Origin of the sequence: Palleronia pontilimi (assembly GCF_016412875.1) — a bacterium.
GTDB lineage: Bacteria > Pseudomonadota > Alphaproteobacteria > Rhodobacterales > Rhodobacteraceae > Palleronia > Palleronia pontilimi.
The window spans coordinates 19,283-40,374 of the sequence record NZ_JAEKPD010000013.1 but is presented as its reverse complement, the minus strand read 5'-3'; the positions used below and the strand labels follow the sequence as shown (position 1 = coordinate 40,374).

Annotated in this window: 24 protein-coding genes; 20 read left to right on the top strand and 4 right to left on the bottom strand. The window is 70.0% G+C overall.

All coding sequences use genetic code 11. The features are described 5' to 3' along the window. The first annotated feature begins 6 nt into the window (after nt 1–6). The 13 genes from ILP92_RS12765 (at nt 7) to ILP92_RS12705 (ending at nt 13,728) form a co-directional block, all read left to right on the top strand. Nucleotides 7–648: a hypothetical protein gene (locus ILP92_RS12765; RefSeq protein WP_198916796.1), complete on the top strand. Its 642-nt coding sequence runs from the start codon at nt 7–9 to the stop codon at nt 646–648. Beyond that, nucleotides 648–3,077, top strand: coding sequence for a UDP-forming cellulose synthase catalytic subunit (gene bcsA, locus ILP92_RS12760; protein WP_198916795.1), 2,430 nt, complete (start codon nt 648–650; stop codon nt 3,075–3,077). Before ILP92_RS12765 ends, bcsA begins: the two co-directional genes overlap by 1 nt. Continuing rightward, nucleotides 3,074–5,416 (top strand): cellulose biosynthesis cyclic di-GMP-binding regulatory protein BcsB, encoded by a 2,343-nt coding sequence (locus tag ILP92_RS12755; RefSeq protein WP_198916794.1) that lies wholly within the window; start codon nt 3,074–3,076, stop codon nt 5,414–5,416. The genes bcsA and ILP92_RS12755 overlap by 4 nt, the downstream gene beginning before the upstream one ends. Next, nucleotides 5,416–6,474 carry a family 8 glycosyl hydrolase gene (locus ILP92_RS12750; protein ID WP_198916793.1) on the top strand — a complete coding sequence of 353 codons (1,059 nt, stop codon included), beginning with the start codon at nt 5,416–5,418 and terminating at the stop codon, nt 6,472–6,474. Before ILP92_RS12755 ends, ILP92_RS12750 begins: the two co-directional genes overlap by 1 nt. Further along, nucleotides 6,471–7,883 (top strand): hypothetical protein, encoded by a 1,413-nt coding sequence (locus ILP92_RS12745; protein WP_198916792.1) that lies wholly within the window; start codon nt 6,471–6,473, stop codon nt 7,881–7,883. Before ILP92_RS12750 ends, ILP92_RS12745 begins: the two co-directional genes overlap by 4 nt. 76 nt (nt 7,884–7,959) lie before the next feature. Further along, the gene (locus ILP92_RS12740; RefSeq protein WP_198916791.1) at nt 7,960–8,664 is read left to right on the top strand and encodes an ABC transporter permease; all 705 of its coding nucleotides are present in this window, start codon (nt 7,960–7,962) and stop codon (nt 8,662–8,664) included. Further along, the gene (locus tag ILP92_RS12735; protein ID WP_198916790.1) at nt 8,661–9,365 is read left to right on the top strand and encodes an ATP-binding cassette domain-containing protein; all 705 of its coding nucleotides are present in this window, start codon (nt 8,661–8,663) and stop codon (nt 9,363–9,365) included. The genes ILP92_RS12740 and ILP92_RS12735 overlap by 4 nt, the downstream gene beginning before the upstream one ends. Then, the gene (locus ILP92_RS12730) at nt 9,362–10,165 is read left to right on the top strand and encodes an ABC transporter substrate-binding protein (protein WP_198916789.1); all 804 of its coding nucleotides are present in this window, start codon (nt 9,362–9,364) and stop codon (nt 10,163–10,165) included. Before ILP92_RS12735 ends, ILP92_RS12730 begins: the two co-directional genes overlap by 4 nt. Before the next feature lie 103 nt (nt 10,166–10,268). After that, nucleotides 10,269–10,685 carry a holo-ACP synthase gene (gene acpS / locus ILP92_RS12725; RefSeq protein ID WP_198916788.1) on the top strand — a complete coding sequence of 139 codons (417 nt, stop codon included), beginning with the start codon at nt 10,269–10,271 and terminating at the stop codon, nt 10,683–10,685. 155 nt (nt 10,686–10,840) lie between these two features. After that, nucleotides 10,841–11,326 (top strand): nucleoside deaminase, encoded by a 486-nt coding sequence (locus tag ILP92_RS12720; protein ID WP_198916787.1) that lies wholly within the window; start codon nt 10,841–10,843, stop codon nt 11,324–11,326. A 61-nt stretch (nt 11,327–11,387) separates the two neighbouring features. Further along, the gene (gene lepB, locus ILP92_RS12715) at nt 11,388–12,173 is read left to right on the top strand and encodes a signal peptidase I (protein WP_198916786.1); all 786 of its coding nucleotides are present in this window, start codon (nt 11,388–11,390) and stop codon (nt 12,171–12,173) included. After that, nucleotides 12,170–12,847 carry a ribonuclease III gene (gene rnc / locus ILP92_RS12710; RefSeq protein WP_198916785.1) on the top strand — a complete coding sequence of 226 codons (678 nt, stop codon included), beginning with the start codon at nt 12,170–12,172 and terminating at the stop codon, nt 12,845–12,847. The genes lepB and rnc overlap by 4 nt, the downstream gene beginning before the upstream one ends. Continuing rightward, complete coding sequence (locus ILP92_RS12705) at nt 12,844–13,728, top strand: DMT family transporter (RefSeq protein ID WP_368667882.1); 885 nt, start codon at nt 12,844–12,846, stop codon at nt 13,726–13,728. Before rnc ends, ILP92_RS12705 begins: the two co-directional genes overlap by 4 nt. Here ILP92_RS12705 and ILP92_RS12700 read toward each other — a convergent pair. Continuing rightward, the gene (locus tag ILP92_RS12700) at nt 13,686–14,657 is read right to left on the bottom strand and encodes an NAD(P)H-binding protein (protein WP_198916784.1); all 972 of its coding nucleotides are present in this window, start codon (nt 14,655–14,657) and stop codon (nt 13,686–13,688) included. The genes ILP92_RS12705 and ILP92_RS12700 overlap by 43 nt on opposite strands. 90 nt (nt 14,658–14,747) lie before the next feature. Between ILP92_RS12700 and era the strand changes: the two genes are divergently transcribed. From era to recO, 3 genes are all read left to right on the top strand, one after another. Then, the gene (gene era / locus ILP92_RS12695; protein WP_198916783.1) at nt 14,748–15,653 is read left to right on the top strand and encodes a GTPase Era; all 906 of its coding nucleotides are present in this window, start codon (nt 14,748–14,750) and stop codon (nt 15,651–15,653) included. A 36-nt stretch (nt 15,654–15,689) separates the two neighbouring features. Beyond that, entirely contained in the window at nt 15,690–16,019 is a 330-nt protein-coding gene (locus tag ILP92_RS12690; RefSeq protein ID WP_198916782.1) for a DUF1491 family protein, read from the top strand. A gap of 66 nt (nt 16,020–16,085) precedes the next feature. Then, nucleotides 16,086–16,817 carry a DNA repair protein RecO gene (gene recO / locus ILP92_RS12685; protein WP_198916898.1) on the top strand — a complete coding sequence of 244 codons (732 nt, stop codon included), beginning with the start codon at nt 16,086–16,088 and terminating at the stop codon, nt 16,815–16,817. Here recO and ILP92_RS12680 read toward each other — a convergent pair. From ILP92_RS12680 to ILP92_RS12670, 3 genes are read right to left on the bottom strand one after another with little or no spacing between them, the layout of a single operon-like run. Beyond that, on the bottom strand, nt 16,802–17,197 hold the full coding sequence (locus tag ILP92_RS12680) for an META domain-containing protein (RefSeq protein ID WP_198916781.1): 396 nt from the start codon (nt 17,195–17,197) through the stop codon (nt 16,802–16,804). The two genes, recO and ILP92_RS12680, sit on opposite strands and share 16 nt — an antisense overlap. Before the next feature lie 22 nt (nt 17,198–17,219). Next, nucleotides 17,220–17,858 (bottom strand): NrsF family protein, encoded by a 639-nt coding sequence (locus ILP92_RS12675; RefSeq protein WP_198916780.1) that lies wholly within the window; start codon nt 17,856–17,858, stop codon nt 17,220–17,222. Further along, nucleotides 17,845–18,429: a sigma-70 family RNA polymerase sigma factor gene (locus ILP92_RS12670; protein ID WP_198916779.1), complete on the bottom strand. Its 585-nt coding sequence runs from the start codon at nt 18,427–18,429 to the stop codon at nt 17,845–17,847. Before ILP92_RS12670 ends, ILP92_RS12675 begins: the two co-directional genes overlap by 14 nt. A 203-nt stretch (nt 18,430–18,632) precedes the next feature. Between ILP92_RS12670 and ILP92_RS12665 the strand changes: the two genes are divergently transcribed. The 4 genes from ILP92_RS12665 to ILP92_RS12650 all read left to right on the top strand — a co-directional run bounded on the left by ILP92_RS12665 (nt 18,633) and on the right by ILP92_RS12650 (nt 21,085). Next, nucleotides 18,633–18,932: a BufA1 family periplasmic bufferin-type metallophore gene (locus ILP92_RS12665; protein WP_198916778.1), complete on the top strand. Its 300-nt coding sequence runs from the start codon at nt 18,633–18,635 to the stop codon at nt 18,930–18,932. A gap of 83 nt (nt 18,933–19,015) precedes the next feature. Then, on the top strand, nt 19,016–19,870 hold the full coding sequence (bufB, locus tag ILP92_RS12660) for an MNIO family bufferin maturase (RefSeq protein WP_198916777.1): 855 nt from the start codon (nt 19,016–19,018) through the stop codon (nt 19,868–19,870). Further along, on the top strand, nt 19,854–20,612 hold the full coding sequence (locus ILP92_RS12655) for an HvfC/BufC N-terminal domain-containing protein (RefSeq protein WP_198916776.1): 759 nt from the start codon (nt 19,854–19,856) through the stop codon (nt 20,610–20,612). The genes bufB and ILP92_RS12655 overlap by 17 nt, the downstream gene beginning before the upstream one ends. Continuing rightward, a complete protein-coding gene (locus ILP92_RS12650; protein ID WP_198916775.1) occupies nt 20,609–21,085 on the top strand; it encodes a DoxX family protein in 477 nt (158 codons plus the stop codon). Before ILP92_RS12655 ends, ILP92_RS12650 begins: the two co-directional genes overlap by 4 nt. Nucleotides 21,086–21,092: the final 7 nt, after the last annotated feature.

Below are 21,092 nucleotides of genomic sequence, written 5' to 3'. Positions count from 1 at the left end.
CGTCGCATGGCGGCGCTCGCGGCTGTCTGCGCCGTGGCGACCGCGTGCGCGGCGCCCGGCATCATCCGCTCGGACAGCCTGCAGGACCGCATGACCACCACCCAGTACCGCATGGTCGATGCGTCGCGGTCGTGGGTCTACGTGCCGGGCGGATTGCTGACCCTGCAGCGCGACCTGGGCAGCACCCAGGAGCAGCGCATCGCGCTGGCCAATCAAAGCACGCTCAAGGGCGACAATTTCGTGCTGCTGCGCTCGCGCACCTCCGGCGGCCTGACCGGCGGTCGGTTCAACCTTGAAGGCTTCGTGTCGGATATCGGCGGCGTGCCCTATCCCTTCACGCAATTGACCAACCGCAACATGAAGACCGGCTCGGACGCGATGGGCACCTATTTCTGGATCGACCAGCAGGTCGGCCCCCAGACCGTGTGCGTGCTGGCCGTCCGCTCGCTCGGCAAGGGCGCGAAGCCCCTTCCGGTGAAGGCCGACGCCGTCGATGTCCTGCTGCGCAACTGCGCGCCGGGCCGCGCGCAGGACGCGCTTGCCCCGATCCTGGCGCAGAACATCGGCGCGGCGCCCGGTGTCGGTCCCGGCCGCTCGTCGGTCAAGCTGAAGAACCTCTCGCCCTTCGCCGCCCCAACCCGCAACTGATGGCCGATTTCTTCAACAGAAAGCGGCAACTGCCCCTGGGCCACGCGATCTGGATCAGCCTGTGGCTGGTGGTGGGCTTCGTCTGCGTGGTGCTGGCGTCGATCCCGATCTCGACCTGGGCGCAGGCGCTGCTGGGCGTGGCGGGCGTGCTGGGCGTGGTGCTGCTGCGCCCGCTTGCCGACCAGGCCGCCCCGCGTTTCGCGCTGCTGTCGATCGCGGGCGCCATGGTGCTGCGCTACTGGATCTGGCGCGTGACCGAAACGCTGCCGGGCCTCGATTCGCCGATCTCGCTGGTCTTCGCCACGCTGCTGCTGCTGACCGAGACCTACGCGATCTGCATCTTCTTCCTGACCGCCTTCATGACCTCCGATCCGCTGACCCGGCCAATGCCGCCCACGGTCCGGGTCGACGAATTGCCCACAGTCAACGTGCTCGTGCCCAGCTACAACGAGCCCGCGTCGATGCTGAAGATCACCCTCGCGGCGGCGCGCAACATGCACTACCCGCCCGACAAGATGTGCGTGGTGCTCTGCGACGACGGCGGCACGGATGAACGGATCGCCAGCGACGATCCGCAGAAATCCAAGCAATCCGCCGAGCGCCGCGCAGAACTGCAGGCGCTCTGCGCCGATCTGGGGGTGGTCTATTCCACCCGCGCCAGGAACGAGCACGCCAAGGCCGGCAACATGTCCGCGGCGCTCGAGCGGCTCGACGGCGATCTGGTGGCCGTGTTCGACGCCGATCACGTGCCCAGCCGGGATTTCCTGGCCAGGACCGCGGGGTATTTCGTGAAGCACGAAGACCTGTTCCTGGTCCAGACGCCGCATTTCTTCCTGAACCCCGACCCGATCATGCGCAATGTCGGCCTGGTCGACAATTGCCCCCCCGAGAACGAGATGTTCTATGGCCACGTTCACCGTGGCCTCGACCGTTGGCACGGCACGTTCTTCTGCGGCTCGGCCGCGCTGATCCGCCGCCGCGCGCTCGACAGCGTCGGTGGCTTCTCGGGCGAAACGATCACCGAGGACGCCGAAACCGCGCTCGACATCCACGCCACCGGCTGGCGCTCGATCTACGTGAACCGCGCCATGATCGCGGGTCTGCAGCCCGAAACCTTCACCAGCTTCATCGAACAGCGCGGGCGCTGGGCGGCGGGGATGATGCAGATGCTGCTGCTGAAAAATCCCCTGATGCGCAAGGGCTTGGGCGTCACCCAGCGGCTTTGCTACATCAACTCGATGACCTTCTGGTTCTTCCCGATCATCCGCATGACCTTCCTGCTGGCGCCTTTGTGCTACCTGTTCTTCGGGCTGGAAATCTTCGTCGCCACCCGGTCCGAGGTCGTGGCCTACATGGCGACCTATGTCGCCACCTCCTTCATCGTGCAGAACGCGCTGTTCAACCGGTCGCGCTGGCCGCTCATGTCCGAGCTCTACGAGACCGCGCAGGCGCCCTATCTCAGCCGCGCGGTGCTGAAGACCTTCCTGAAGCCCCGGGGCGCCAAGTTCAACGTGACCGCCAAGGACGAAACGCTGGACGAGGCGTCGATCACCCCCATCGCCGGCCCCCTGCTGTGGACCTTCGCGCTGATGGTGGCGGGCGTCGTGGCGGCGGGCATCCGCTACTACCTGTTCCCCGGCGACCGCGAGGTGCTGCAGGTCGTGGGCGGCTGGGCGGTGTTCAACCTGATCCTGATCGGCGCGGCCTTGCCCTGTCTGCGCGAAACCCAGCAGCGCCGCGGCGCCCCGCGCGTGCCGTTGGAAGAGCCCGCGCTGGTGGCGCTGGCGGGCCATCCCAACCGCAAGCTCGGCGGCGTCGTGCTCGACGGCTCGCTGTCGGGGATGCAGGTGAAGATCGTCAGCGACGAGGGCATCGCGCCCGGCCAGATCACCGAAGGCGCGCCGATCAAGGTGCTGCCCGCGCTGGCCGAAGCCCCCGCGCTGGCCCATCCCATCGCGGGCCACATCCGCTGGACCCGGCGCGAGGACAAGGCGATCCTGGTGGGCATCGAATACGACGAGGACCAGCCCAACATCGTCGCCGAAACCATCGGCCAGATGATCTACGGCAAGTCCAGCCGCTGGGCCGCCCGGCGCGAGCATTACTTCCACGAAATGGGCCTGCTGGGCGGGCTGGGCTACATCCTGCGGCTGTCGGTCACCGGCACGTTCACCACGCTGAAGGCACTGATGGCCGAGCCCGCGCGCCGCAAGGCGGCCGAGGCGCGCCGCCTGAACGCGCACGTCACCGAAGAGCCGCTGATCCACGAACAGGTCTTCGCGGGCTACGAGGACGGGCGCCAGCCGACCTTCTCGATCGAGCATTTCAAGCCCGACGACGACAAGGGCCGCGACGCGCCCGCCGCCAAGACCGCCGCGCCGGGCGAGCCCGCGCTGCACAGCTTCGCCGCGGCGGGGGCGGGCCGATGAGCGCGCGGCCCGGACGGATCGCGCTGGCGGGCCTCGCCGCGCTGGCGCTCTGCGGCACCGCGCTGGCGCAGGACGACCAGGTGATCGTCATCCCGTCCTTCGGCGCCACCGATGCCGGATCGCCGCCGGGCCAGCCGATCCTCGACGCGCCGCTCGACCCGCTGGGCCAGGGGGCAGGGCGGCTGGAACGCACCCGCGCAGCGCAGGACGGCGGTGGTGCCACCGACCCGCGCGGCCCGATCCTGGCGCCGCTGCTGTCGCCGCTGCCGATCCTGCCGGGCCACAAGACGCTGCGCCTGCAGGGCGAATATCCCAGCGCCGAGTTCTCGCTGTTCCTGCCCCAGGGCCAGCCGCCCGGCGCGCTGATCCTCGACCACGATAGCGGCATCGCGGTGCTGCCCGAACGCTCGGTGATGGAGGTGTTCGTCAACGACGTGTCCATGGGCGAATTCACCTTGGGCAAGGCGCCCGGCGACGCGCCGGACACCGTGGGCGTGCCGGCAACCGCGTGGCAGGCCGGGTTCAACACCGTGCGGCTGGCCATGAAGCAGGTCCACCGCATCTATTGCGGCCCCGACGCGGCGTTCGACCTGTGGACCGATATCGATCTCTCGAACTCGGGCGCGCTGATCGACGCGCCCTCGCAAAGCTCGGGGCCCGCCGACTTCCTGGCCGCCGTCGCCCGCGACGCGGCCGATGGCAACCCGGTCGAGCTGCGCGACCCGGCGGGCATCTCGATCTGGGCCCGGCCCGTCCTGGACGCCGTGGCCCTGCAATTGGGCAAGCTGGTGGGCGGGCACACGCTGTCCTACACCGACAGCCCCGTCTGGGACGTGGCGCAACTCGGCGGCGCCGCGGGCGCGTCGCATGCGCGCATCACGTTGATCCCGGCCACCGTCGGCGGCGCTGCCACGCCGTTCAGTCAGGCCGAGTTCCGCCGCGCGGGCGACGGCGCCGAGGTTCTGGTGCTGCACGTGGATACCAGCCAGGGCGACCTGGACCGGGTCGAGGCCGACCTGACCGGCGTGCTGGAAGGGCTGATGGCCGGGGCGGGTGCCACCGCGCGCCGCACCACCGGCGTCAGCATCGGCGCCGAGACGGCGCTCAGAGCGGGCGAGCCGGTGCGCCTGGACCGAATCGGGCTGGATACCGTCACCACGTCCAGCCATTATTTCAGCCGCCCCCAGGTCTTCACGCTGCCCCGCGACTGGCTGATCCTGACCGCGCAAAAGGCGATCCTGCATCTCGATTACGCCTACGCGCGCAACCTGCCCGAGAACTCCCAGCTCCTGATCAAGGTCAACGGCGAAACCGTGCGCCTGCTGCCGCTGGAAGACGAAGGCGGCAAACCGATCGAGCAATTCCCGGTGAAGTTCCAGGCCGACCTGCTGAAGGAAGGCCCGAACCTTTTGCAATTCGAAGCCATGATCCCCGGTTCGCCCACCGATTATGCCTGCCCGACCGAAGCCTTCCCCAAGCTCGAAATCCGCGGCAGCTCGACCCTGACGGTGCCCAGCTCGCCCAAGATGCGGCTGCCCGATATCCGGCAGGCGGTGGCGCGGCTTCGGGCCGGCAACATCCAGCTGTCGCAGCTTTCCGTGGGCGACATGGGCATGGCCGACCGGCTGGCACTGGTAACGGCGCTGGGCGCGCCCGCGCGCGGCTCGACCCGGCTCGAAGTGCTGACCAGCGACCAGCTGACGCGGCTGCCCTTGGGCGACTACACCTTCTCGCGGCTGGCGCTGCGCGACGTGCTGACGATCCCGCCGCGGATCGACCTGCCCGCCACCGATCCCGGCGGGCGCATCGGCGCGCTGCCCGGCGACAGCATCTTCGACATCGGCACCGTCGAAGAACGCGACGGCTATAACGGCCTCTTCGGGCAGGCCCTGGCCAATTGGGGCGCGTCGGCCAATGCCGTGCGCGAACGGCTGTTTCCCGATGCCGACCGCGCCGCCACCGAATGGCTGTCGGGCCAGCGCGGGCGGGCCATCCTGATGCAGCTCGACGCGACCCAACCGAACGCGCTGTGGCTGGTGCTCGGCCCTGACGTGGCCTTCGCCGAGGTCGCGTCGATGATCGCGTCGGCGCGGCGCACCATCGCCGGTCCCAACGGGCAGATGTCGGTGCTGGGCCACGACAACATCTGGCGCAACTGGGCCGACACCCGCCGGATGCCGCAGCTGCAGGAACAGATCACCATCGCCAATTTCCGCCCGATCCTGGGCAATTACGCGTCCTGGCGTCCCGTCTATTTCGCCGCCATCCTGTTCGGCATGGCCCTTGTCTTCGCCGCGATCGCGCTTCGGCTGGTCGTCCTCACCCGGAGAAACGACTGATGCACCGCCGCCAGGTCCTTGCCGCGCTGGGCGCCCTTCCCTTGAGCCTGGCGACCCGCGCCCCCGCCGCGCAAGAGCGTCACCCCCTGCACCCCGCTTGGGAGGCATGGAAGACCGCCTATCTCGACCCGTCGGGCCGGGTGATCGACGCGTTGCAAGACGGCGCAAGCCATTCCGAAGGCCAGGGCTACGGCATGGTGCTGGCGACCGCCCTGCGCGACCGCGAGGCGTTCGAGGCGATGCATGGCTGGACCCGCGACAACCTGGCGATCCGCGACGACGCGCTTCTGGCCTGGCGCTGGCTGCCCGATGCCGAAACCGCCGTGCCCGACACCAACAACGCGTCCGACGGCGACCTGTTCTACGCCTGGGCCCTGTCGCGCGGCGGCCGCGTCTTCGCGCGCCCCGAGCTTTCCGAGGAAGCGGGCGCGGTCGCGGCGGACCTGGTGGCGAGCTGCCTGGTCGCCCATCCCGGCAAGGACGGCGTGCAGCTGCTGCTGCCCGGCGCTTTCGGGTTCCGCAAGGACGAAGGCATCGTGGTCAACCCGTCCTACTACTTCCCGCGCGCCATGCGCGAGCTGGCGCTGAACCACGGGGTCGGCGCGCTGGGTATCGCGGCCGAAGACGGCGTGGAAATGCTGGCCGACATGGCCCGCACCGGCCCGATCCCCGACTGGATTCAGATCAGCGCCGACGGCATCGGCGCGCCCGAAGGCTTCTCGTCCGATTCCGGCTACGAAGCGTTGCGTGTCCCGCTCTGGATGATCTGGTCGGGCGATGCCGACCACCCGGTCGTCGTCCGCGCCCATGCCGCGGACAGGCTTCTGCCCGCCGGGCAATCGGCCACGGTCGTGAAAGCCGATGGCAGCGCGATCACCGAAACCAGTTCCGCCCCCGGCTACGCCGCCATCGCGTCGCTGGCGGCCTGCGCCGTCGAAAAGGCGCCGGGCTCGTCCATGCCGCCGTTCTCGACCGACCAGCCCTATTACCCGGCCACCCTGCAGATGTTCACCTATCTCGCCCAGATGGAGGTGCTTCCAGAATGCTTCCCCATATGACCCGCACCCGTCTTGCCCCGCTGATCGGCCTTGCGCTGGCCGTCACGCTCGGCGGCCCCCTGGCCGCCCGCGATCTCAGCCCCGCCGAGCTGCGCGCGCTGACCTATTACGTCGAGCAGGGCGACGCCAAGGCCGCCCGCGCCGAGATGCAGCGCCTGCGCACGCTCCATCCCGACTGGGTCCCGCCCGAGGATCTGACCCGCCTGAACGCCGCGACCAATTCCTCCGGCGAAGGACCGGGCGACGACGCCAACCGGATCTGGCGGCTGATCGAGATCGGCAACCTGGAAGCCGCGCGGGGCCGCCTGCAACACCTGCAGACCGTCTATCCCGACTGGACCCCGCCCGCCGAGATGACGCGCCTGCTGGCCACCGCCGAGACCCAGACCCAGTTCGACCGCGCCATCGGCCGCGGCGACGCCAATGCCGCCATCGCCGTGGCCCGCAACAACCCCGGCATCCTGCGCTGCGACCGCGTGAACAACGCGTGGCAACTGGCGCTCATGCAGACCAAGGTGGGCGACAAGGCCGCGGCGCTCCAGACCTATCGCGGCGTGCTGGGCACTTGCACCGACACCGGCGTGCTGGTGGCGACCTTGCAGAAATCCAGCGCCATCGCGACGGCCGCCGAGCTGCGCGAGCTTGCATCCTTCGCCAAGGCCCGCCGCCCCGGCGCGCTGCGCTCGCTCACGGTGGCCGAGCAGAACCTGCTGGCGGGCAAACCGGCCCAAGACGACACCCCCGCGCAGGACCGGGCCACCGCCCAGACCAGCCGCCGCGCGACCGAGCCCCAGCAGACCGCCGAGGCGTCCCAGGCCCCGACCCCGCCCCGCTCGGGGCGGCTGGGCAAGTCCGGCGACACGCGCCTGGCCGCCGTGCGCAGCGCCGCCAAGGCGGGCGCCTGGACGCAATGCCTGGCCAACTCGACCGACCCGCGCTCAGTCGACGTGCTTTATGAACGGGCGTGGTGCGCCTACAACCAGGACCGCTCGCTCGAGGCGCTGGCGGCCTTCCGCGTCGCCTCGACCGCCGGGCTGGGTGCCACCGTGGACCGCGACGCCCGCTTCGGCATGGTGCTGGCCATGCTCGCCAACCAGATGACCGAAGACGCCGCCCGGCTGGCCGCCACCACCAGCCTGACCGACGAGCAGCGCCTGGACGTCGAAACCATCATCCTGGACCAGCGCGGCGTGCGCGCCTTCCAGCGCAAGGAATACCGCGACGCCATCGCCTATCTCGACGCGCTGGAACGGCTGACCGGCGGCATCCGGCGGGACCTCGCGATCATGCGCGGCTACGCCTACCTGAATTCGGGCGACCGCAAGACCGCCACGATGATCTTCCAGGAGCTGCACGACCAGCTGGCCACGCCCGAAACCCGCAGCGGATTGCGGGCCGCCCTGAACTGATCCGCGCGCGATTGACAGGCGGGCCGCGGCTTGGGACAAGCCCCGCGGTCATCTCGACAGGACAGGCACCAGGCCCATGGGCGATATCTGGGCCGGGATCGCAGCGGCGTTCCGGCTGATCATCACGGCGGACGCGGACCTCGTCGAAATCTCGCTGCGCTCGCTCCAGGTGACGCTGAGCGCGCTGGTCATCGCCTGCGCCATCGCGCTGCCGCTGGGCACGTTCCTGGCGATCCAGCGCTTCCGCTATCGCCGCACCGTCATCGCGGTGCTGAACGCGCTGATGGGCCTGCCCCCGGTGGTGGTCGGGCTGATCGTCTATATCCTGCTGTCGCGCTCGGGGCCCTTCGGCGTGCTGGGGCTTCTGTTCACGCCCACGGCGATGATCATCGCGCAGGTCATCATCATCACGCCGCTGATCGCGTCGGTGACCCACCAGGCGATGCGCGATCTCTGGGCCGAGTATCACGATCTTCTGATCTCGCTGAACACCGGCAAGCTGCAGCGCGTGGGCACGCTGATCCTGGACGGGCGCCGCTCGCTTCTGACGGCGGCGCTGGCGGGCTTCGGCCGCGCCATCGGCGAAGTGGGCGCGATCATGATCGTCGGCGGCAATATCGAACACCAGACCCGCGTGCTGACCACGGCCATCGCGCTGGAAACCGGGCGCGGCGACTTCGCGCTGGCGCTGGGCCTCGGGTTCGTGCTGATCGCGCTGGCGCTGGCCGTGAACCTGGCCACGCATTACCTGGGCCGCACCGAAAGCGAGGGCCGGTGGTGAGCGTCCTGCCCATCACCCTGCGCGACGCCTGCGTCCGCCGCGGCGGGCACGTCATCCTTGGCCCGGTGTCGCTGACGCTGGCGGGGCGCGGTCTGACCGTGCTCATGGGTCCCAACGGCGCGGGCAAGACCACGCTGCTGAAGGTGCTGCACGGCATCGTGAGGCTCAGCGCGGGGACCGTGTCGCACGATGGCGACGACGCGCGCGGCGCGCAGGCCTTCGTGTTCCAGACGCCCATCGTGCTGCGCCGCTCGGTCGCGGCCAACCTGGCCTATCCGCTGAAATTGCAACGCAGGTCCCGCGCCGAGCGGGCCGAGCGGATCCGCGACTGGGCCGCGCGGATCCGGCTCGAAGACCACCTGGACCAACCCGCCGGACGCCTCTCGGGCGGCGAACGCCAGAAGCTCGCCATCGCCCGCGCGATGATCCGCGATCCCGAACTGGTGTTCCTGGACGAGCCCACGTCGAACCTCGACGGCCGCTCGACCCGCGAGATCGAGGATCTGCTGAAGGCCGCCCGCGACGCGGGCACGCGCATCGTGATGTCCACACACGATATTGCGCAAGGACGGCGTCTTGCGGACGACGCGTGGCTGCTGGTTAATGGGCAGATCCGCGAAACGGCGCCCGCGCCGCAATTCTTCGACCAACCGGCGCAACCCGAAACGCGCGCCTACCTGCGAGGGGACATCCTGGAATGAAACTGCTTCTGGCCATTTTCCTGAGCTGTTGCGCCACGCTGGCCCAGGCGGACGCCCTGAAGCTGGCGGTGACCACGTCGTTCCAGAATTCCGGGCTGGCCGAAGTTCTGCTTCCGGCCATCGCGGAAGACACCGGCATCGACGTTCAGCTCCTGGTCGTGGGCACCGGCCAGGCGCTCCGGCTGGGCGAGGCGGGCGACGTGGACGCGATCCTGGTCCACTCGAAAGCGGCGGAAGACGCCTTCGTCGCCGCGGGTTACGGCACCGGGCGGACCGAGATCATGTATAACGATTTTGTGCTCATCGGTCCCGAAGACGACCCCGCCGATATCTCGGCCGCCGACACGGCAGGGGCCGCGCTGCGCGCCATCGCCGAGCTGCAGGCCCCGTTCGTCAGCCGCGGCGACGACAGCGGCACCCACCGCAAGGAAGTGTCGCTCTGGTCGGGCATCGGCATCGATCCGGGCGGCGACTGGTATCGCCCCGTCGGCGCGGGCATGGGCGCTGCGCTCAACACCGCGTCGGGCATGGGCGCCTATATCCTGGCCGACCGCGCCAGCTGGCTGAACTTCGCCAACAAGGGCGACCTCGCGCTGCTCTTCTCGGGCGATCCGGTCCTCTTCAACCAATACGCCTACATCCCGGTCAGCCCCGAACGTCACCCCTCCGTGGCGCACGACCTGGCGCTGCAACTGAAGGGCTGGCTGACCGGCCCCCGGGCGCAAGAGCTGATCGACGGCTACACGATCGACGGCCAGCAGCTCTTCACTTTCAACGCCGCCCCCGCGGCACCCGGCTGACCCCCATGCGCGCCATCCCCCATCTTTGTTCTCGAAAATATCCCGGCGCCCGGCCCGCAACGGGCGCGACGGTCGCCCCATCCTCGCGGCGGCCGGTGCTGCGATGATCCTGGGCGTCGGAACCGACCTGGCCAATATCGACCGGATCGCGGGCACGCTCGAACGGTTCGGCGACCGGTTCCGCAACCGCGTCTTCACGCCGGTCGAGCAGGCCAAATCCGAGCGGCGCGCCGACACGCCGGGCACCTACGCCAAGCGCTGGGCCGCGAAGGAAGCGTGCTCGAAGGCGCTCGGCACGGGTCTGCGGATGGGCATCGCCTGGAAGGACATGGCGGTGTCGAACCTGCAGACCGGACAGCCGGTGATGCACGTGACCGGCTGGGCGGCCGACCGGCTGTCCGAAATGACCCCCCCGGGATACGAGGCGATCATCCACGTCACCCTGACCGACGACCACCCCTGGGCCCAGGCCTTCGTCGTGATCGAGGCACGCCCTGCGGGGCAGGCGCAGAAAATCTAGGATTTTCTGTCCCCGCTGCGGGTGTTGTCCCACGGACCGGCGTTGCGCCGGGATATTTGGAAGAACAAAGATGGGGGATCGCGCGCCAGCACGGCGCCGGAACCGCCCCGGTCGGGTCGCGTTAGCCTGCGACGCAACCCCGGGGAACCGCGCGCATGGCCCAGATCGAACCCACCGAAGCCGAACGCGGCACCCTGGCCCGCGCCATCACCCGCGCCCAGGGCCTGGCCAAAGGCGGCCATGACGCGCCCATCGTCGCGGCCATCATGGACGGCGACGACACCATCGCCTGGGGCGACAACGAGGTGCATCTGGACCACGACCCGTCCCGCCACGCCGAAATCGTCGCCATCGCCGCCGCCTGCAAGCACCTGGGGCGCCACGACCTGCAGGGCCACACCCTGGTCACCACGCTGCAACCCTGCGAGATGTGCCTCGGCGCCATGGCCTTCGCCGGGATCGCGCGGCTGGTCTTCGCCGCGGGCAGGCCCCATGTCGGTGACGGGTATTTCCAGTTCCACGGGCTGACGCTCGACGATTTCGCCAAGGCCGCCGACCGCGACTTCGACTGGGCGGGCCACGTCATGGAAGACGACATCCTGCGCCTTTACGCCAAGGGCGACACCGGGGCGGATGGCTGATCGCTTGACACCTCACGCGCGGCCTCTCATGTAGCAGCAGTTTTCAGGGAAGGGTGCGTGGATGGCCAAGGCCGAAAAGAAGGAAGGCGTCTTCGAGACGGTCAAGACCATCGTCTATGCCCTTCTGATCGCGGGCATCTTCCGCACGCTGTTCTTCCAGCCCTTCTGGATTCCGTCGGGATCCATGAAGGACACGCTTCTGGTCGGCGACTTCCTGTTCGTCAACAAGATGGCCTACGGATATTCCGAGCATTCGTGCCCGTTTTCCATGTGCAAGTTCATCGACGGCCGCTGGCTCGGCGCGCAGCCCGATCGCGGCGACGTGGTCGTGTTCCGCCACCCCGTCACCGGCAGCGACTTCATCAAGCGCCTGATCGGCCTGCCCGGCGACACGATCCAGGTGCGCGACGCCGTGCTCTACATCAACGGCGAAGCCGCGCCGCAGGAACCGGCGGGCACCTTCGTCGAGACGTTCGAGAAGCAGGGCCCGGTGGGCAACCTGCCGCAATGCGCCAATGCGGGCGTCGGCCTGGGCGGCGACTGCGTGAAGGAACGCTTCATCGAGACGCTGCCGGGCGGCACCTCGCACAACATCCTGAACATCCGCGACAGCCGCCTGGACGACACGCCGGTCTACACGGTGCCGCCGGGCAATTATTTCTTCATGGGCGACAACCGCGACAACTCGACCGACAGCCGCGTCAGCCCCAGCGCACTGGGCGTGGGCTTCGTGCCCTTCGAAAACCTGATCGGCCGCGCGGACCGGGTGATGTTCTCGTCCGCCGGACGTTCGATGCTGTTCTTCTGGACCTGGCGCGCGGACAGGTTCTTCGAAAAGATCGTATGAAGCTCTCGGCCGAGCAGACGGCCTTCGCCGCGCGGCTCGGCCATGATTTCGCCGATCCGGGCCTGCTGATCCGCGCGCTCACCCATGGCTCGATCGCGTCTCAGACCCGGCCCGACAACCAGCGGCTGGAATTCCTGGGCGACCGGGTGCTGGGCCTCGTCATGGCCGAGGCGCTGCTGCAAGCCGACCCCGACGCGCCCGAGGGCCAGCTGGCCCCGCGCTTCAACGCGCTCGTGCGCAAGGAAACCTGCGCCGATGTCGCGCGCGAGGTCGCGCTGGGCGCCGTGCTGCGGCTGGGCCGGTCGGAAATGCTGTCCGGCGGGCGCCGCAAGGAAGCCCTGCTGGCCGACGCCATGGAAGCCGTGATCGCCGCCGTCTATCGCGACGCGGGCTTCGCGGCGGCCCGGGCGGTGATCCTGCGGCTCTGGGGCAGCCGGATCAAGACGGTCGAGGCCGACAGCCGCGACGCCAAGACATCGCTGCAGGAATGGGCGCAGGGCCGCAAGCTGCCGCCGCCCAGCTATTCCGAGATCGCGCGCGAAGGCCCCGACCACGCGCCCGTCTTCACCATCGAGGTGCGCCTGAAGACCGGCGAGACGGCGCAGGCCAAGGCCCCCAACAAGCGCACGGCCGAGCAACAGGCGGCCCAGGCCCTGCTGGACCGACTGGCGTGAGCCATGCCGCGCCCCGCGCGAACCTCTGGGGCAGCGCGTTCATGGTGCTGGCCATGGTCGGCTTCGGGATCGAGGACGCGCTGTTCAAGGCCGCCACCGCCAGCGTGTCGCCCGGGATCGGGACGATCCTCTTCGGCGTCTTCGGGTTCACCGGTTTCGCCGCGCTGTGCGTGCGGGCGGGCGATCCGCTCTGGTCGCCGCATTTCTTCAGCGCCGCCATGGGCTGGCGGTCGGTGTTCGAGCTATCGGGCCGCCTGTTCTACGCGCTGGCACTGGCCTTCGCGCCGCTGTCGACCACCTCCGCCATCCTGCAGGCCGCGCCGCTGGTCGTGACCCTGGGGGCGGCCGCGGTGCTGGGCGAGCGGGTGGGCCCGCGCCGCTGGATCGCCATGGGCGTGGGCTTCGCGGGCGTGCTGATGATCCTGCGCCCCTTCGGCGAAGGGTTCTCGCCCACCTTGCTCTTCGCCGTGGCCGGGATGCTGGGTTTCGCCGGGCGCGACCTGGCCACCCGCGCCAGCGCGCCGGGCCTGTCTTCGTGGCAGCTGGGCACGTCGGGCTTCGCCATGGTCGTGCTGGCCGGGCTGCTCATCACCGCGTTCGAAGCGACACCGCGCCTGCCCGACCCACGGGCCACGCTCTTGCTCCTGGGCGCGGGCATTGTGGGCGTCGCGGCCTACACGGCGCTGACCCGCGCCATGCGCACGGGCGAGGTGTCGGTCGTGGCCCCCTTCCGCTATTCGCGCCTGCTGGTCGCGCTGGTCCTGGCCGCGATCCTGTTCGGCGAGCGGCCCGGCGCGCTGACCCTGATCGGCGCGACGCTGATCGTGGGCAGCGGGCTTTACACCCTGGTGCGGTCCGGCCGCGCACCGAAAACCGCGTGAGCGCCCAGATCGGCCGATCCGCCCTCGCGGATCAGCCGCGCGTAATGGTCGCGCAGGGTATCGCTCCCGGTCTCGGGCGTGGCATCCGCATCGTAGCGCGTGCCGTCCCAGACCAGCATCGACTCGGTCGCGTAATACTGCCCGATCCGGGCCAATTCCGCCTTTGCGCGCAGGCGCGGGGCGATGCGGCCCGCGACGCCCAGGCTCGCCGCGATCCGGCCCAGAAGCCCGGGCGGCACGCGGCGAAAGCGCGGCGACCGGTCCAGCAGTTCGAACAGCATCCGCCCCTGCGCCAGCGGGGTGATGGCGGGGCCGGGCCCGCCGATGGGCAGGATGCGGCCCCGCCGGTCGTCGCGCTCGAGGCAATCGGCGAGGTATTGGGCCAGGTCCCGGTCGCTGATCGGCTTGCAGGCGGTCAACCGGCCATCGCCGAACACCAGGAAGGGCTTGCCCGCCCGCAACCGGTCGATTTGCCCTGAGAGCGATTTGAAGAATGCGGTCGGGCGGACGATGGAATAGGCCAGCCCGCTGTCGATGATGGCGCGCTCGGCGGCCAGCTTGGCGTGCTGGAAGGCCAGGCGGGGCTTCTGCACGCACAGGGCAGACAGCAGGACCATGCGGCGCGCACCCGCATCCCGCAGCGCCGCCAACGCGTCGACGGTCGCGCGGTGATCCAGCGCCCAGGCGTCATCGGGTGCGCCGGTGCGCGAGGCCAGGCAGGACACCAGCGCGTCGAACCGCTCGCCCGCCACGCCGTCGCGCCGCAGGGACGCGGGATCGGTGACATCGCCCTCACGCCGGATCGCGCCGACGGGCAGGGCGGCGGCGCCGGGCCGGACAAGGCACACCACCGCGTGCCCGCGCGCCAGCAGCGCCGCGCAGGTCGCGCGTCCGATCGTGCCCGTGGCGCCCAGAAGGAAGATCCGCATGGCCGCGACCCTAGGCCCGCGCGCGCGATCTGGCCATAGCCATCGGTTTCGGCTAGACCCGTCGCCTGCCACCCATCAAGGAGTCGCCCCATGACCACACGCGCCGGAGTGATCGCCCTTCTGGGCGAGCCCAACGCGGGCAAATCCACGCTCCTCAACCGCATGGTGGGCGCCAAGGTCGCCATCGTGACCCACAAGGTGCAGACCACGCGGTCGCGGATCCGCGGCGTGGCCATGGCCGGGCAGTCGCAGCTGGTCTTCGTGGACACGCCGGGCCTGTTCCAGCCGCGCCGCCGCCTGGACCGCGCCATGGTCGCCGCGGCGTGGTCCGGCGCATCCGATGCCGACATCGTCGTGCTGCTGGTCGAGGCGCATCGCGGCCTGACCGACGGGGTCGAGACGATCCTGACGACACTGGAAGAGCGGCAGATCACCGCGCCGGTGGTGCTGGCCATCAACAAGATCGACCGGGTCGAGGCGCCGGTGCTGCTGGGCCTGACGAAGAAACTCAACGACCGCTACGCCTTCGCCGAGACGTTCCTGATCTCGGCCGAGAAGGGGCACGGGGTTGACGACCTGAAGGCCTGGCTGGCGGACGCGGTGCCCGAGGGTCCGTGGCTCTATCCCGAAGACCAGCTGGCCGATCTGCCGCTGCGCATGATCGCGGCCGAGATGACGCGCGAGAAGTTGACGCTTAGGCTGCACCAGGAACTGCCCTACCAGCTGACGGTGGAAACCGAGAACTGGGAAGAGCGCAAGGACGGCTCGGCCCGCGTGGACCAGGTGATCTACGTGATCCGCGACGGCCACAAGGGCATCGTGCTGGGCAAGAAGGGCGAAACGATCAAGGCGATCAGCCAGGCGGCGCGGGCGGACCTGGAAGAATTCACCGGCCGCAAGATCCACCTCTTCCTGCAGGTCAAGGTGCGGCCCGGCTGGCTGGACGAGGCCGAGCGTTACAGCGAGATCGGCCTGGACATCCGCGATGGCGGGTGAGGGGCGCGAATTTTCGCCGAAAATTCGGGGGCGCGGGTGGCGCGGCTGACCGCGGATTTCTGGGTCCGCGCCTACCTGCGCAGGCTCGAAGGCGAAGGCATCACCGCCTTCATCGCCGCCAAGGGGGACGCCACGGCGGGGGCGGTGATGATCGTTGTCGCCACGCTCGATGGACAGGCGCGCGTGTTCCAGCGCAGTTTCGATCTGCAAAGCGGCGCGCGGGTCTGGGTCGAGCTGATGGCGGGCACCGAGGCCGAGGTGTCGGCCTCGGTCGCGGCGCAGCGGCGCTTCGATCCAGACCTCTGGGTCGTCGAGGTCGAGGACCGCGCCGGGCGGCACCTGCTGGATGCGCCCGGTCTCGAGTGACGTCGCGGGCAGGGGGCGGCGGGCCATGGATATTTTCGAGAACAAAGATGGGAAAGGGACGGCGCCCTGATCGAATGGTCCGAAGAAGGGGTCGTGCTGGCGGCGCGCAAGCACGGTGAAGGCAACGCCATCGTCGAGGCGCTGACGCCGGGCCACGGGCGGCACCTGGGCGTCGTGCGCGGCGGGGCGGGGCGCAGGCTCGGCCCCTTGCTGCAGCCCGGCGCGCAGATGGCGTTCCGCTGGCGCGCGCGGCTCGAGGATCACATGGGGGCCTTCACGGTCGAGCCCGTGCGCTCGCGCGCAGGCCTTCTGGGCGACCCGCTGGCGTTGGCCGGGCTCAGCGCGGTGACCGCGATCCTGGGCCATGTCCTGCCCGAGCGCGAGGCACAGCCGCGGCTTTACGCCCAAAGCGTCGACCTGCTCGACCGGATGGGGACGGATGGCGACTGGCCGCTCGCCTATCTGTTCTGGGAGATGGAGCTGCTCGAACAGCTTGGCTTCGGGCTGGACCTGACGCGGTGCGCGCTCACCGGCAGTCGCGAGGATCTGGCCTTCGTGTCGCCGCGCACGGGGCGCGCGGTGTCGCGCGACGCCGCGGGCGATTGGGCGCCGCGCCTGCTGCCCTTGCCCGCCTGCCTGTTGGGGCAGGGTCCGGCCAGCGCGTCCGAGCTCCTGGAGGGGCTGGGCCTGACCGGCCATTTCCTGACCAATTGGCTGTCCGCATCGCTCGGCGACCGTCCGTTTCCCGCCGCCCGCGCGCGGCTGATCGGCCGCCTGGCGCGTCAGTTGTCGGCCTGAAACACCAGCTCGGGGCCGCCGGGATCCGACAGGATCAGCGTGTCGCCGGAAACCTCGGCGATCGTGGCTTGCTTCAGCGCGGTGAAATACGCGGCCTCGACCCCCAGTTCGGGGCAGGCCCGCCGCGTGGCGCGGATCGGCCCCAGCGCGAACCACGGATAGGGGGCCGTCTGCGCGGCCGAGAAGGCGTTGCAGGGCCCGGTGCCGGTGACCTCACCGGGCCGCGGGAACCGGATCGTCGCACGGGCCGCGGCCGGGGTCCCGTCAAGGCTGCGCAGCGCGAACACCGTCTCGGGCGGGGCGAAGGCCGAAATCGTCTCGTCGCCGCGGCAGGCGGACAGGGCCAGCCCGGCGATCACCAGCGATATCGCGATCCGCATGGAAACGTCCTTTCGGGCCATCCTACCAGCGCAGCAGGTGGCGTCCGGCCAGCGCCGATGCGCCGATCACCGCCGCCATCGCCAGCGTGTACCACGCCGCGTAGAACAGCGGCGAGTCCTCGGTGCAATAGACCGAGTAAATCGCCGCGGACACACCGGCCGCGATCAGCCCCGCGGCGGCCCCGGCGCGCGCCGGATGCTCGGGCGCGCCGCTGCGGAAGGCTGCGAGAAGGGCGGCGCTGACGGGCACCGACAGCAGGAAGATCGACGGCAGGCACGTCGCGATCGAATGCCCCACGAAAGACGTCCACCAAAGCGCGGGCGGCGTGACCCACAGCGCCACGGCCACCAGCCCCACCAGCACGACCGGCACCAACCACAAGCCCGCCGCCGCGCGCGTCACCCCACCGGGGCGGATGCTGGCCAGGCCCACCGGCACCGCCAGCACGCCCAGCGCCAGGGGCAGCAGCGTCTTGGCCAGCAGGAACGGATCGAACAGCACCGCCGAGAGATCCATCCGCACCCCCCAGAACGCCGCGAACAGCGCGCCTGTGACGGCGCCGCCCACCGCCAGCGCGCCCAGCACGACCCGCCCCAGCGGGACCGGGCGCACCGGCGAAGGCTCGGCCCCCAGTGCGGCGATCAGGTCATCGGTTCTCATGGGTCTTTTCCTTGCTTGTCCGCGGCGGGGCGTCCGGCTGGCCCACGCGGCTCGATAATCTTGCCAGCGCGCGATGCAGCGCCACCCGCACCGCACCGGCGCTCATGCCCAGCGGGGCGCCGGTCTCGGCCGCGCTGGCGCCCCGCAGCTTCATTTCGCGCACGATATGCGCCGACGTGTCGTCCAAACCGGCCAGCAGGCGGTCCAGATCGTACGATACGCTGGGATCCACGGTCGCGTCGTCCGGTGTCGTCAGCTCGACGCCGTCCAGCGGATCGGCGCGGTTGCGGCGTCTCTGGCGGAACGCGTCGGCGGTCTTGTAGCGCGCGATGGAATAGAGCCAGGGCGCCACCGGATCGCCATCGCGCCACGTGTAGCGCTTTTCGTGGATGGCGATCAGCGTGTTCTGCAGGATGTCCTCGCTGTCGTCGATCCGCGCACCGCCCCGCGCCACGATAACGCCGCGCAGCACCGGCGCGATTTCGCGCAAAAACATCAGGTAAGCCTGCCGTTCGCCCCGGTTGGCGCGGCGGAGCAGGTTGGCCCATCGAAGATCGCGGGGGTCGTCCATGCTGTCCTATTCGCGGGACCGGTGCCGAATGTTACAGCCCGGCGCGCGAAAAATCACGCAATCTCGCCACGTCCGCCGTCCCGGCGCCCGGGATTTCAGCCGATCACCAAGACGCGAGCCGTGTAACGATGCCGCCCCCCGGCGCGAACTGACCTGCATCGGCGGCCATTGGGGGCGCCGACACATCACGGGAGACGACCCACATGAAAACCAACAGGACCACCGCCACCCTTGCCCTTGCCATTGCCGGCGCCTGCGGACTGGCCGGTGCCGCCAGCGCCCAGGACATGGTGAAGTGCTACGGCGTTTCGCTCGCCGGTGAAAACGACTGCGCCGCCGGTCCCGGCACCACCTGCGCGGGCACATCGACCATCGACTACCAGGGCAACGCCTGGACGCTGGTTCCCGAAGGCAGCTGCACCGACATCGAGCTTCCCGCCATGGCCGACGGCAGCGCCCGCATGGGGTCGCTCGAGCCGCTGGAGCGTGATCGTCCCGCGTAATCCAGCCCCGCGCGCCGCGACACGTTTCCCCCCAGGGGTCGCGGCGCGCGTGATCCACTCATCCCCAGACGGAAAGGCCCGCCATGAGCTTCCCCACCGGACTTCCCCCCGCCACCGGCATCGGCTTCAAACGCGCCCATTTCGACGGGCTGCACGCGACCCGGACGGGCCTCGGCTTCATCGAGATCCACGCCGAGAACTACATGGGCGCGGGCGGCCCGCCGCACGCCCAGCTGGCCGCCCTGCGCGCCGATTACGCGCTGTCGGTCCACGGCGTCGGCCTGTCCATCGGTGGCGCGGGGCCGCTCGACGCCACCCACCTGGCCCGTCTCAGGACCCTCTGCGACCGCTACCAGCCCGATAGCTTTTCCGAGCACCTGGCCTGGTCCAGCCACGACGACGCCTTTCTCAACGACCTTCTGCCGCTGCCCTACGACGACGCGACCCTGGCGACGGTCTGCGCGCATATCGACCAGGTGCAGACCGCGCTGGGCCGACCGATGCTGCTGGAAAACCCCTCGACCTACCTGACGTTCGAGGCATCGACCCTCGCCGAAACCGACTTCCTGGCCGAAATCACGCGGCGCACGGGCTGCGGCCTGCTGCTCGACATCAACAACGTCTTCGTCAGCTGCACCAACCACGTGGCCGACCCGCGCGCCTACCTGTCCGTCTTCCCGCTGCACGCCGTGGGCGAAATCCACCTGGGCGGGCACGATGCCGAAGACCTGCCGTCGGGCCCGCTGCTCATCGACAGCCACGCGGCACCGGTGGCGGACCCGGTCTGGACGCTTTACGCCGAAACCATCGCCGCGACCGGACCGCTGCCCACCCTGATCGAATGGGACAACGACGTGCCCGACCTTCCGGTCCTGCTGGCCGAGGCGCGGCGCGCCGACGCGATCCTCGACGGGGTGCGCCATGCCCGCGCATCGTGAGCTGCAGGCCGCGTTCGGGGCCGCGCTGACCGGCACAGGCGTGCCGCCGGGCGTCATCGCGACCGGGGATGTGGCGCGGCGCTTCGCGGTCTATCGCAACACGGTGCAGCATTCGTTGACCGACGCGCTGTCGCAGCGCTTTCCGGTCATCCGCAGGTTGGTCGGCGCGCGCTTCTTCGATGCCGTGGCCGGTGTCTTCATCCGGGCCCACCCGCCCCGCTCTCCGGTCATCGCGGTATACGGCGCCGCGTTCGCCGATTTCCTCGACGGGTTCCCGCCAGCCCGGCGGCTGGCCTATTTGCCCGACGTGGCGCGGCTGGAATGGGCGCGCGGGCTGGCCTTCCACGCCGCCGACGCGGCTGCGCTGACGCCCGCTGCCTTCGCGGACGCCACGGCCCATGACCCCGACCGCGTGGCGCTGACGCTGCATCCCTGCCTTCACCTGCTCGGCTCGGACTATCCCGTGGTGTCGATCTGGCGCGCCAACCAGCCCGGCGCGGATCCCGCCCCGCTGCCCGCCGGGGGCGAGGCGGCGCTGATCTTCCGCGACGCGGGCGACGTGCCGGTGCTGCCGCTCGACCCGCCGACATTCCGGATGATCGGCGCGCTTGCCGCGGGAAAACCCATGGGCGCGGCCCTGGCCCACGCGGATCAGGACCAGATCGCCCGAACCCTGTCCACCCTTCTGCGCCACGGCCTGATCGTCGGCACAGCCCCTTTCCAGAACACGAGGTTCCCATGACCCAGACCAGCACCGCTGACCGCCCCGCCACCGAACCGGCCCGCGCCCGGGTCCTGACGCGATCGCTGAGCGACCTCTTCGACCGGATCCCCTGGACCGTGCCCGCGCTACTGGCCCGCCTGGTCCCCGCCTGGATCTTCTGGGCCTCGGCCCGCACAAAGGTCGACGGGTTCGCCATCGCCGACAGCACCTTCTGGCTGTTCGAGAACGAATACGCGCTGCCGCTGATCCCCTCGGCCCTGGCCGCGGTGCTGGCAACGCTGGCCGAGCACGTCTTCTCGGTCACGCTGGCGCTGGGCCTCGCCACGCGGCTGTCGGCCCTGGCGCTGCTGACGATGACGCTGGTGATCCAGGTCTTCGTCTATCCCGACGCCTGGGTGACGCATGGACTTTGGGCGGTGTGCTTCCTTGCGCTGATCGCGCGCGGCCCGGGCGCTCTGTCGCTGGACAGGGCGCTGAAACTGGACAGCTAGACCGCGC